Here is a 12,007-nt window from a genome sequence, read left to right on the forward strand (position 1 = left end):
TCCAAAATTAATTTTAATTTTAATCTAACCTGCCTCCACAATACTCTCCTTAAACAACTATTCTTGAAAAGCTGTTATCGCATTGATTGTTACTTTTACGGAGGTTGATACAACCCGTTCCAATCGTTGCTTTTGTGCTCACTTTCAGTTGTGCTATAAAAAGTACTCTTGGTCTTGTGCGTAAAGGAAAGTTCTTTGAAAACAGGAAGATTCAGAAAAACATCTTATCCATGCTTTATGCTAGGATTTCCTATTTATCCGTTGTAGTAGCTTTGTTCTGAAATAGGAGGTTCGCAAGATTTGTGTCTTAAAGGAACTTGGAGATATTGGGAATTCCATTTCTTGTTTATTGGTGAAGATCACGAGAGTGTTCGAGATGGAAGTTGAATTATAATCTAAAACATGATGAAGAGAAATCCATATACATTCGCTCCGTTTAGGTGAAGTAGTTGGGAAAAAATAAAGGTCACTCATAGGATCAATAGCAATCGGTGGTTTATGTGTGATACTAGAGATCACTTTGGTTCCCTGTCTCCTTCCTTCTAAGCTTGCGCCATAATAACTGCAACTATTTTCTAAAATCATTAATGGTGTCAAGTCTACATATAATACCCCCTTTAACTCTAAAACTTTAGAATAAATCCTCCCTTCGCTTTCCATAGGTATAATTGCCATTGTGTTTCGATTAATCTCATATTCCTTTTCTAATGTGACAACTTTCTCCAACTGTTTCACCCTTTCCTAGATAAATAAAATTTTTGTTAAAATAGCACGAAAGAACTAAAAAAATGTCTATTTATGTATTATTTTACAAAAAATTTGAAAAATTGCAATACTTTATTAAATTTTTAAAATTATTTTTTTTATTGTTGATTTTCTCGTGATTCCTAAATATACTATTAAAAAGGCTCGAGGTGAAAAACTCATGAAGAATGAGAAATCTTATACGGAACTGATGAAGGCTAGCAAAATGAACAAAAAGATCTCCGTTGAAGCCTATATGATGAATATTTATGTACAAATGATTATTGATGAATCGCTCTTCCACTACCACCAAAAACTCCTCCAAGAAAAAATTGATTATGCCATCGATACCCATAACCCTGTCCTGTTTAATGTCTTATGTGACAAATACAAAAAATTCCTTTTAGATTGGGGTGCTTGAAAAGCTATTGAAAAAGTTAAGTACTCTAAAACGCGAACATTAAATAAGAGAAGAGCAACTTAATAGCTCTTCTCTAGTTCTTTTTATATTTTAGGCTATGTTAAAAGCCGCTGTTATTAAAATTAACCTTTAACAAATCATTTATTTAAAATTGTGCTTCTTCCGTTGATCCGGTCAATGCGGTCGTAGAGGAAGTCCCACCAGAAACGATCTTTGCCACTTCATCAAAGTAACCAGTTCCCACTTCTCGCTGATGACGTGTAGCAGTATAGCCATATTGTTCACTTTCAAATTCCGCCTGCTGCAACTCTGAATAGGCACCCATTCCACGATCACGGTAGCCTCTTGCCAGCTCAAACATGCTATGGTTTAGCGCATGAAAACCAGCAAGTGTGACAAACTGGAACTTATAGCCGAACTGTGCAATTTGCTGCTGAAAGGTCTCAATTGTTTCATCATCCAATTTAGACTTCCAGTTAAACGAAGGAGAGCAATTATAGGCAAGCAGTTTGCCAGGAAATTTCTCATGAATGGCATCAGCAAAGGCTCTAGCCTGCTCGAGGTTCGGTTCTGACGTTTCACACCAGATTACATCTGCATATGGCGCATAGGCAAGCCCGCGAGCAATAGCTTGATCAAGGCCAGGCTTTGTTCGAAAAAACCCTTCTGCTGTCCGTTCTCCTGTTAAAAATTGATGATCCTGTTGATCAATATCACTTGTAATCAGATCTGCAGCATCAGCGTCTGTTCTTGCAATTAACACAGTAGAAACGCCCATCACATCTGATGCTAAGCGGGCAGAAATTAAATTTTTCACAGCCACTTGAGTTGGTAGAAGCACTTTGCCGCCCAAGTGACCACATTTCTTTTCAGAGGATAATTGATCCTCAAAGTGAACACCAGCCGCACCTGATTCAATCATTCCTTTCATGAGTTCATAAACATTTAACTGTCCACCAAATCCTGCTTCAGCGTCAGCGATGATTGGGGCAAAATAATCCACTTCTTCTTTTCCTTCAAGGAACTGAATTTGATCTGCACGCTGTAAGGCCTGATTAATTCGCTTTACAACATGTGGGACACTATTTGCGGGATATAGGCTTTGGTCAGGATACATGTTTCCTGAAAGGTTTGCATCCGCCGCTACTTGCCAACCGCTTAAATAGATAGCCTTTAAGCCTGCTTTTACTTGCTGAATGGCTTGGTTTCCTGTCAGTGCGCCAAGTGCATGCACATACTCTTCATTTGTCAGAAGGTTCCATAGTTTTTGTGCCCCTCTTTTGGCCAAAGTGTGCTCCACGTCTATTGATCCCCGAAGTCGAACCACTTCCTCTGCACAATAAGATCGAACCACTCCATTCCATCTTTGCTCAAGTTCCCAACTTTCTTCTAACTGTGCTACTCGTTCTTCTCTGTTCATCCTTTTCTCCTCCTCGTATTTTGATATCTATTAATCTTCCAACAATCTGTATGCAGGAAGTGTTAAAAACTCTACAAATTCATCATCTACAATCAGTTTCTTAAAAAGTTCTGCAGCTTGATCGATTTTTCCAGTGGTGTACCGAGTCGGCCCTACTTTTTCCAATATAGCCTGCTTTTCTTCAACAATAAGTTCTTTTACAAACTCGAGCGAGATTTCTGTTCCATTTTCTACCTTTGCATCTGGATGCCTCACCCATTGCCATATTTGAGAACGAGAAATTTCTGCGGTAGCAGCATCCTCCATTAAGTTGAAAATTGGTACCGCTCCATTTCCGTCAAGCCAGGCAGTAAGATATTCAATCCCCACATGAATATTTTTCCGAAGCCCCTCTTCTGTTATTGTTCCTTCAGGAAGTTTTACCAATTCTGCAGCATCCGCTATAACGTCTTCTCTTTTTATAGTTAACTGATTTTGACCTTGCATATGTTCATCAAATACTTCCAATGCGACTGGCACCAGGGCTGGATGCGCAACCCACGTTCCATCATGACCGTCTTTCACTTCACGAAGTTTATCCTCTCTCACTTTAGAAAAGGCTAGTTCGTTTGCACGTTCATCATTTTTCACCGGTATTTGAGCAGCCATACCCCCTATTGCATGGGCTCCGCGCTTATGACATGTCTGGATCACCAGTTGTGTATACGCTCTCATAAAAGGGACGGTCATCGTAATTTGGCTTCTGTCCGGTAGTAGATAGCTAGGATCATTTCTGAATTTCTTGATAAAGCTAAAAATATAATCCCATCTGCCGCAATTTAATCCTGCTGCATGGTTCTTCAATTCATATAAAATTTCATCCATTTCAAACGCAGCAGTTATCGTTTCAATAAGGACGGTTGCTTTGATCGTGCCCTGGTTAATGCCAAGCTCTTTTTGTGCAAAAATAAATACATTGTTCCATAATCTAGCCTCCAAATGATTTTCTAGCTTTGGAAGATAGAAATATGGACCGCTTCCATTTTCCATCAGTTGTACAGCATTGTGATAAAAGTATAAACCGAAGTCATACAGACTAGCTGATACTGATTCGTTATTGACGGTTACATTCTTTTCTTCTAAATGCCAGCCTCGAGGGCGTACAAGTAATGTGGCAATATCTTCTTTTAACTTATATTCTTTGCCATTTGGACCTTGAAAATCGATTGTTCTTTTATTCGCATCTCTTAAGTTAATCTGACCATCCATAATATTACACCAAGTTGGAGAAGTGGCGTCTTCAAAGTCCGCCATAAATATTTTCGCACCAGAGTTGAGCGCGTGAATAATCATCTTTCGGTCAACTGGACCAGTAATTTCTACTCTTCTATCCCTTAGATCATCCGGTACAGGATTAATCTTCCAGCTTTCCTTTCGAATAGATTCTGTGTTTTCTAAAAAGTTGAGTTTTGCTCCTGCATCGATTTGCTTTTGTTTTTCAAGCCGTGTTTCCAAAAGAGCTTTTCTTTCTTGATTAAACTTATTGTGAAGTTTTTCTATAAAAGAAAGAGCTCCTTGTGTTAGTACAGTTTCATAGCCATTTTTCATTTCTCCTGTTACCGCAATACTTGATATGCCTGTGTTCACTTTTTCTTATACCTCCTTTGTTATGAAACAGTTAATCTATTTGTTTTGTATTATATAACAGAGTTTATAAAATAAAAAGCCCTTTTTTGGATTTCTTTACTAATTTTTTTCGACAAGAGAATGATAGTCACGTTATTACTAGCTATAGATGACAAAACAAAAAGCAGGCGATTATTCACCTGCCTGCTTTTCTTCCTCCAAAAAATTCTCAAGATAGGAAATACGATCGACCATAGGAGGGTGAGTGTATCGAAGGAATTTCACTAACAGCGGGGGATTTACTTCACTTAAACTCGACTTCGTTATCTGTTGAAAAGCTCCGATGGCCGGGTCTACCTCTCCTGTCAATTCAATGGCATACTGATCTGCAGTATGTTCTTGGTACCTTGAGACCGCATTGGTTAGGGGGCTTGCCAAGAATAATACGAAAGACAATAGGGCCAACAGTAACGGCATTGAGGCTAATTGACCTAAGTTTGTAATTCGAAAAGTAGTTCCCCACCTCCTGATAATTCTCGTCGCACTCCAATGGATAAAATAAAAGGCAAAAAAGGAAAAAGCAATATAGCCAGTTATCCCAACTACAATATGATTTAATACAAAATGCCCCATTTCATGAGCCATGATAAATAAAATTTCATCCTCATCTAGCGTTGTTAATAAAGTGTCCCATAACACGATACGTGAATTGGCCCCTACCCCTGTTACATAGGCGTTAATGCTATTCGTTTTTTCGGACATATTCACTTGGTATACCCTGTTGGCAGGGATTTCAGCTATAGCCGCTAACCCAAGTATTTTTTCTTCCAGCTCTTTATCCTGCAGCTCTGTAAAGTCATTGTACAAAGGATCAATTACTACAGGTTGGATATACATGAGGAAAAAGACAAATGGTATAAATAACACCCATGAGATTGCCCACCACATTTTCTTAAACTGGCGTATGAGAACATAGAGAACCGCCACTACAAGCCACATAAGCAGTGTTTCTTCCCAAAAACTTACTACATGATCCCGCATCCAATTTTCAAAAGTTTGAACGGTGATATTATAACTTCTTGATAACGTAAATCTTAGGTAGCTTAAGGGAAAACTGACAATCGTCATGATAAGTGTTAGCCAAAAAACATAAATGCCACTTTGTAGCCATTTATATTTTGTTACATTTTCAGCCCACCGCTCTATAGCCCTGGCGCCGCCCAACAGGAGCAACAAAAAAAATACAATCCAATCGAATGGAAGGGCAAGAAAGTACAAGAAATTCCGGATTTTCGAATATTCCTCTACCAGCATTACTTCTTGTACAGATAAAAAGGTGTGAGGATCCGCTTTTGTACCAACCAGGTGTGATGGCAATGCTGTATCGACTACAATCCAGATGTAACAGGACATAGCCAGTGCGTATAAGACATAGCCTATCACCGTCCATCCTACAAGCTTTTTCATCAACCTTCCCTCCTCTGCTCCGTACTTTTCAATTACTTTCCATTCCACTATTGTATGAAAAGGATAACTTTATTATTATTCCATGAAAAAAAGAGCTCATTCTCTTAAGCTCTTTTCACCGATTTAGCCAAACATCCAAGAATATACACTTAAAGCAGCAATGGAACTGATGACAACTAAAATGACATTGGCACCTAAATAAGCAACAAGCAAAGCTACCCCGCCACCTATGACTCCATACATAATGTCTTCATTAATCAAGAAAATCCCGGGTACGATTAATGCACCAAGCGTAGCATAGGGAACATTCTTTAAAACAGATTGTAAAAAGGGAGGAAGCTCCTTGCCCTGGAACATAACAAAAGGGATTAATCTAGGTAAATAAGTCACTACCGCCATCCCGATAATCATGATGAGTATCATATTATGACCCATTATTTTCTTCCTCCCTTACTCCACTACTTCTAAAGAGAAGCTCTATTCCTACAGCACTCATAATTGTTGCTAGAACAATCGACCACCCTGGGGCAATTCCAATCACAGAGGTGAATAATGTATTAAGAATCGCAGCTACAACTGCAAGAAATACTACTTTTCGGTGTTTTTTCAAGGATGGTATCAGTAAGCCCACGAACATAGCATACAAAGCGACAGCCATACTTTCTTGTAAAGAGGAAGGCAGGCTGCTTCCTATAAGATAGCCAACACCAGAACTGATAACCCAGCTTGAATATGAAATTAGTATAACCCCAAACATATAGCCTGTTTGAAGGGTGCCCTCTTTGATGGCAGCTACAGAAAAAGTTTCATCAGTAATACCGAATGAAAAAAGGGATTTTTTCCAGAGTTTTTGTTCCTCAACTTTTTCATTCAGTGATGCACTCATCAAAAAATGACGGATATTTAGAATAAACGTGGTCATTACGATTTCAAACACCCCTGAGCCTAACACAATCATGTTCAAGGACATGTATTGCGCTGCTCCTGCAAATACAAGAAGGCTCATTAAGACGGTTTCTGATACGGTGAGCCCTGCCGATTTAGCTAATAACCCAAAAGTTATGGCGATCGGAATATATCCAATGGCAATACTAACTCCTGCTTGTAGTCCATTTTGAAAGGACGAACTTTTTCTTGCTGCAATTGATGATGCCACACTGCATTTCTCCCATACCTGCGTTTTAGTTATCTCTTAATATACTAATTTTTATAATCAATTGTAAAGGGTAGATATTTTCATATAAAAAAAGTGCCGCCCCATTATTAAGGAGCGGCACTACTTTTATATTACTTCCCTTTAAACTCAGGTGCTCGTTTTTCTTGAAATGCAACGAGCGCTTCCACTCGATCTTCTGTTGGTATAATAACTTCATATGCTTTGCGCTCTATTTGCAAGCCAGTCTGCATATCGACACTCATTCCCTGCCTTATAGCAAATTTAGCTTGTTGAATGGCAACTGGCCCATTCTTGAGCATTTCATGAGCAAGCTCTTTCGCACCGTCTACAACTTGGGAACTATCCTCTACTAATCTGGTAATTAAACCGAACCTGTCGGCCTCTTCACCAGTAAATCGTTTAGCGGTAAGAATCAATTCCATCGCCTTCGCTTCCCCGATTATTCGTGGCAAACGCTGCGTGCCACCTGCACCAGGAATAATTGCCAAGCTCGTTTCAGTCAAACCCATTTTTGTTTGGCGTGATGTTACACGGAAGTCGCAGGCTAACAGTAACTCCATTCCCCCTCCGAAAGCATAGCCATTGATGGCTGCGATCGTTGGTTGAGGGAGATCTGCGATGCGGTTAAAAACATCTCCAATTTTATATACATTTCGACGAACCTGCTGCTCGGTTAAACCTCTTCTTTCTTTGAGATCCGCTCCTACACTGAAAGCTTTATCACCTGCTGCTGTTACAACAACTACCCGAACATCCGCATTTGTACGAAGTTCCTCCGCGACATTCCCCAGTTCTACTAGCATATCGTAATTAAACGCATTCATCGCTTCAGGGCGCTTAAGTGTCACTGTCGCAATAAAGTCCTTTATATCTACCTCAATATAATTCATCTGTTACCTCCCACGAGATTGTTAGCGGTTACAAAATTCGCTATTTTTATAGATTCTCTAAGGAGTCTGAAATTCCTTTAAACTCCAAGCTTTTCTTTAAGGGCTCTTCGTAATATTTTTCCTGTTGTGTTTTTCGGGAGCTCTTCTAAGAACTCGATTGAAGAAGGAACCTTATATTTTGCTAAGTGCTCTGCACAATATGCAATTAATTCCGCTTCCGAAACTTTCTCCTTAACCACAACAAAACACTTTACCGCTTCTCCGACTTGAGGGTCAGGCACGCCTAGTACTGCTACTTCCGAAACATTTTCATGGTTATACAGAACCTCTTCTACTTCGCGAGGATAAACATTGTATCCTCCAACTAAGATCATATCTTTTTTGCGATCTACAATGTAAAAGTAGCCTTCCTCATCCATTTTCGCAAGGTCGCCTGTATGAAGCCAGTTGTCTTTAATGGTCGCTGCAGTTTCTTCCGGCATTTTATAATAACCTTTCATCACATTCGGTCCGCGGACAACTAGTTCCCCAACCTCACCAGGAGCAACTTCTTCTCCAAGTTCATTTACTACCTTATTTTCAACATTAACGATATTTGTGCCAATAGACCCTGCTTTTCTTGGTCTATCTAACGGATTAAAACATGTAACAGGAGACGCTTCTGATAAACCATAACCTTCTGAAACAATTACATTGTATTTATTTTCAAAGCTTTGAAGCAATGCGACCGGCATAGAGGCACCACCTGAAATACACAAACGCAATGACTTTAAGTCTTCTACTTCCCCTTGAGCTTGAAGTAAGAAATTATACATCGTTGGCACACCGGCAAATACAGTTGCTTCATATTCTTTTACGATATCAAAAATTACCTGAGGACTGAATCTAGGAACTATAATTACTGTTGCTCCATTCATTAATGGGGCATTCAGTGCAACCGTCAAACAGAACACATGAAACATTGGTAGAGTTGCAACAACTTTGTCTGATTCATTGATCTTCAAAAAGTCAGCAGCGTCCTTCGCATTGCGATAAAGATTTTTATGAGTAAGCATGGCACCCTTAGGTTTTCCTGTTGTACCGGAAGTGTAAAGAATAACCGCCACATCATCTTCAAGTAATTCAGGACCAGAGTATGTAAAAGTACCAGCAGCCATTATGCTTGTAAACGATTTCATTTTAGGGTAGATTGATAGCTTCTCTATCGGAAAGTCTTGTGATTTTGCTTTGCCATCCGGTGTTTCACAAATGATATAAGTTTCTGTATCAGACAAATGTGGATGAAGCTTCTCAAAAAGTGGCACAAGTAAATCTAAAGTAATTATCGCTTTTACGTCACCATCTTTTAAAATATAGCTTAGTTCATCTGGTGTATATATCGGGTTAATTGGAATAACCGTTGCACCTAAACGAGCCGCTCCGTACATCCCAATAATAAAATAAGGTGAGTTCCCGACTACTAGTGCTAGATGGTCTCCCTTTTTAATTCCCATTGCCTCTAATCCTGAAGCAAAAGCGTTAATTGCAGCGTTTAATTCTGTATATGTTTTGGATTCCCCTTCAAACACATATGCCTCTTTCATTGGGTTCATTTTGGCTGTCAGTGCCAATTGTGAAGAAATATTCAAAAGTACATCGCCCCTTTACTAGAATTGATAAAAATTGAATGAATCACCATTCATTAATCTCCCATTATAATTATAGTAGATTGAGCAGAATCTGTCATTAAATTATGTCAATAAAATTAAAATATTCAGATAAGGTATACTAAAATAAAAATGTGAAGTAATTTACTTCACATTTTTATTTTAGCTATACAAGATACCTCTATCGAAATCTATGCTTGTCTTTTGCTTCCTGTGGGCCAGCAAGGAACCCCCTAAGCGCGCACCGAGGCCACTGAAGAAGTACATAATAGTAGGTTTGGGTTAATCACCGCTGTTACTTTCCGCAAATGGCTTCGCTTATCCAGAGGGCGACCTTGAGCCTCCTCGGGCTATGCCCTGCGGGGTCTCAAGCTTGTCGCTACTCCGACGCTTGCGTCTACGCCATTTGCTCCAATCCACAGCTAGAAGCCACCCAAAACTATATGTTTTCAGTTTTTCAGTGGCCTCCGCGCACCCAGGAGTGACCTTCTCCTCCACGAGAGCCTTTCTGACTTATACTTTGTTTGATAACTTAACATGGTATAGAATCTACCTAATTAATATATCAACTCCAATAATTCATCTTTGGTAATATTTCCAAAATAATGTTTCACATCGATTTCTTCAAGTGCATTAGCCACTTCCGCTTTTTCGTATCTTACACCCTTAAGCAGGTTTTCAATCTCTTCCACGTTCCCAACGCCAAAGAAATCGCCATAAATCTTACATTCCTCTATCAAACCTTTGTTCACATTTAAACGGATATCGATTTGTCCAACTGGAAAACGATGGGAGTGCTGGAGGTTAAACTTAGGAGATTTCCCATAATTCCAATCCCAATTTTGATAACGCTCTTTTGAAAGTTCATGAATATTATTCCAATCCTCTTCCGTAAGCTCATATGTCGGAATATCTTTCGTTTTAAAGATCGCTTCTAATAGTAATTGACGAAACTGTTCAATCGTTATTTCTTCTGTCAAAAATTCCTTAATGTTCGCAACACGACTACGAATAGATTTAATGCCCTTTGATTCAATTTTATCCTTCTTCACATTTAAGGCAGATACCACATGTTCAATTTCCGAATCAAATAATAGAGTTCCATGACTGAACATACGGCCCTTTGTGGAAAATTGTGCATTTCCACTAATTTTTCTGCCTTCTGCAATTATATCGTTGCGGCCACTCAATTCTGCTTTTACACCTAGACTATCTAATGCTTCTACAACAGGCGCTGTAAACTTTTTAAAGTTATGAAAACTCTCTCCATCATCCTTAGTAATAAAACTAAAGTTCAAATTACCATGATCATGGTACACCGCGCCTCCGCCAGAAAGACGACGAACAACATGTATACCTTGGTCCTCCACATACTTTGTATTAATCTCTTCTACACTGTTTTGATTCTTCCCAATAATAATAGAAGGTTCGTTTATGTAAAACAATAGGTAAGTATCTTCAATATCCAGTTTTTTCAGAGCATACTCTTCAATGGCTAAATTAATTCTAGGATCTGTAATTCCTTTATTATCTATAAAAAGCATCATTGTTTCCCACTCTCCCATGTATATCCTTTATGCGCTATCCTTATCTCACCATTATATATGGCAGAACATTCCTCTACCAACTGTTCAACCTTACCGAAATGAGGTAAATGCGTAAGCAATACCCTTGGTACACCAGCACCTTTGGCTAATTTAGCCACATCATGACTATTCATATGTCCTGCAGCCTGTCCATTTTGATGTGCATATAAATTGCATTCGCTTATCAATAGATCTGTGCCTTCTGTAAATGGAATAAAAGATTCCTGATAGCTCGTATCTGCTGTATAAACAAATGATCCATCCTCTGTTGTTACTTTCATGGCGTAGCAGGGGACTGGATGTTTCGTTTTCAGGAATTCAATCGTGAAGGGTCCAACTTGTAAAATTTGCGTTGGATCGTAAGCTATTCCTTTTGTATATTCTTTATGGGTCAAACTTGCAAAACCAGTTTCATCTTCTTGATGACCATAAATCGGCAGCTGACTAACAGATTTACCCATATAAAAGGAAATTAACCTTGCAAACTGCAAAGGACCAATGTCTGCTATGTGATCGTGGTGGTAATGAGATAGGATAACCGCATCAAGATTAGTGACTTCTATGTAATTTTGAAGCTGTGCTAATACACCACTTCCGCAATCAATTAGTAATCGAAAATCATTATGTTCAACTAAATATCCAGAGGTTGCACTATTTACAGCAGGATAGCCTCCCCAAAACCCAATTACAGTAAGCTTCATCGCTTCATCTCCTTATCCTAATCTTCCTCTCTAGAATATCATAAAAAAACTTAACTTCCTATTTTACCTGTTGTTTTAAAACAGTTGTTGACAGTACAAGCTCTGTTATAATACAATAAAACAAATAACAAAACGGAGGGTGATAAGATGTTGATTAAAAGTACAGAATTTTTCAGAAATTTACCACCTAAAAAATGTGTAGAATGCAAAAAAACTATGGATGAGCAGCATGAATGCTACGGTAACCAATGTACGGATTGTATGTCAAATGAACTTAAATAAATTTTTATTGAGCAGAATCCGCCCAATTCGGATTCTGCTTTTTTAGATTTGTCCATCAGGGTAGCCAC

The 12,007-nt window shown here is 38.8% G+C and carries 12 protein-coding genes; 2 read left to right on the plus strand and 10 right to left on the minus strand.

What is annotated here, in order from left to right; all coding sequences use genetic code 11:
- Positions 1-240: 240 nt before the first annotated feature.
- Positions 241-726 carry a competence protein ComK gene (locus tag K9B36_RS04385; protein ID WP_223700771.1) on the minus strand — a complete coding sequence of 162 codons (486 nt, stop codon included), beginning with the start codon at positions 724-726 and terminating at the stop codon, positions 241-243.
- Between the two features lie 199 nt (positions 727-925).
- Between K9B36_RS04385 and K9B36_RS04390 the strand changes: the two genes are divergently transcribed.
- Complete coding sequence (locus K9B36_RS04390; protein WP_223700772.1) at positions 926-1,165, plus strand: IDEAL domain-containing protein; 240 nt, start codon at positions 926-928, stop codon at positions 1,163-1,165.
- A gap of 145 nt (positions 1,166-1,310) precedes the next feature.
- Here the strand turns inward: K9B36_RS04390 and aceA are convergent, their stop codons facing one another.
- From aceA to K9B36_RS04435, 9 genes are all read right to left on the minus strand, one after another.
- Positions 1,311-2,585, minus strand: a complete 1,275-nt coding sequence (aceA, locus tag K9B36_RS04395) for an isocitrate lyase (RefSeq protein ID WP_223700773.1) — start codon at positions 2,583-2,585, stop codon at positions 1,311-1,313.
- 30 nt (positions 2,586-2,615) lie between these two features.
- Positions 2,616-4,211, minus strand: coding sequence for a malate synthase A (aceB, locus tag K9B36_RS04400; RefSeq protein WP_223700774.1), 1,596 nt, complete (start codon positions 4,209-4,211; stop codon positions 2,616-2,618).
- Positions 4,212-4,382: 171 nt separating this feature from the next.
- Positions 4,383-5,657, minus strand: coding sequence for a M48 family metallopeptidase (locus K9B36_RS04405; RefSeq protein WP_223700775.1), 1,275 nt, complete (start codon positions 5,655-5,657; stop codon positions 4,383-4,385).
- A gap of 123 nt (positions 5,658-5,780) precedes the next feature.
- On the minus strand, positions 5,781-6,092 hold the full coding sequence (locus K9B36_RS04410; protein WP_223700776.1) for an AzlD domain-containing protein: 312 nt from the start codon (positions 6,090-6,092) through the stop codon (positions 5,781-5,783).
- Positions 6,082-6,813 (minus strand): AzlC family ABC transporter permease, encoded by a 732-nt coding sequence (locus K9B36_RS04415; RefSeq protein ID WP_223700777.1) that lies wholly within the window; start codon positions 6,811-6,813, stop codon positions 6,082-6,084. The genes K9B36_RS04410 and K9B36_RS04415 overlap by 11 nt, the downstream gene beginning before the upstream one ends.
- Positions 6,814-6,944: 131 nt before the next feature.
- Positions 6,945-7,724, minus strand: coding sequence for an enoyl-CoA hydratase-related protein (locus K9B36_RS04420; protein ID WP_223700778.1), 780 nt, complete (start codon positions 7,722-7,724; stop codon positions 6,945-6,947).
- A 77-nt stretch (positions 7,725-7,801) separates the two neighbouring features.
- Positions 7,802-9,352, minus strand: a complete 1,551-nt coding sequence (locus tag K9B36_RS04425) for a fatty acid--CoA ligase family protein (protein ID WP_223700779.1) — start codon at positions 9,350-9,352, stop codon at positions 7,802-7,804.
- 575 nt (positions 9,353-9,927) lie between these two features.
- Complete coding sequence (locus K9B36_RS04430) at positions 9,928-10,914, minus strand: lipoate--protein ligase (RefSeq protein ID WP_223700997.1); 987 nt, start codon at positions 10,912-10,914, stop codon at positions 9,928-9,930.
- A complete protein-coding gene (locus K9B36_RS04435) occupies positions 10,914-11,657 on the minus strand; it encodes an MBL fold metallo-hydrolase (RefSeq protein WP_223700780.1) in 744 nt (247 codons plus the stop codon). Before K9B36_RS04435 ends, K9B36_RS04430 begins: the two co-directional genes overlap by 1 nt.
- A 147-nt stretch (positions 11,658-11,804) precedes the next feature.
- On the opposite strand from K9B36_RS04435, the gene yhfH reads away from it, so the two are divergent.
- Positions 11,805-11,939, plus strand: a complete 135-nt coding sequence (gene yhfH, locus K9B36_RS04440) for a protein YhfH (protein ID WP_223700781.1) — start codon at positions 11,805-11,807, stop codon at positions 11,937-11,939.
- Positions 11,940-12,007: the final 68 nt, after the last annotated feature.

The sequence above is a fragment of the Sutcliffiella deserti genome (genome assembly GCF_020037475.1).
Lineage (GTDB): Bacteria > Bacillota > Bacilli > Bacillales > Bacillaceae_I > Sutcliffiella_A > Sutcliffiella_A deserti.

Excerpts from the sequence above, each read along its gene's own strand:
- aceA (WP_223700773.1), bottom strand. The coding sequence starts at position 2,585 with ATGAACAGAGAAGAACGAGTAGCACAGTTAGAAGAAAGTTGGGAACTT.
- K9B36_RS04430 (WP_223700997.1), bottom strand. The coding sequence starts at position 10,914 with ATGCTTTTTATAGATAATAAAGGAATTACAGATCCTAGAATTAATTTA.
- K9B36_RS04420 (WP_223700778.1), bottom strand. The coding sequence starts at position 7,724 with ATGAATTATATTGAGGTAGATATAAAGGACTTTATTGCGACAGTGACA.
- yhfH (WP_223700781.1), top strand. The coding sequence starts at position 11,805 with ATGTTGATTAAAAGTACAGAATTTTTCAGAAATTTACCACCTAAAAAA.
- K9B36_RS04410 (WP_223700776.1), bottom strand. The coding sequence starts at position 6,092 with ATGGGTCATAATATGATACTCATCATGATTATCGGGATGGCGGTAGTG.
- K9B36_RS04390 (WP_223700772.1), top strand. The coding sequence starts at position 926 with ATGAAGAATGAGAAATCTTATACGGAACTGATGAAGGCTAGCAAAATG.
- K9B36_RS04435 (WP_223700780.1), bottom strand. The coding sequence starts at position 11,657 with ATGAAGCTTACTGTAATTGGGTTTTGGGGAGGCTATCCTGCTGTAAAT.
- K9B36_RS04405 (WP_223700775.1), bottom strand. The coding sequence starts at position 5,657 with ATGAAAAAGCTTGTAGGATGGACGGTGATAGGCTATGTCTTATACGCA.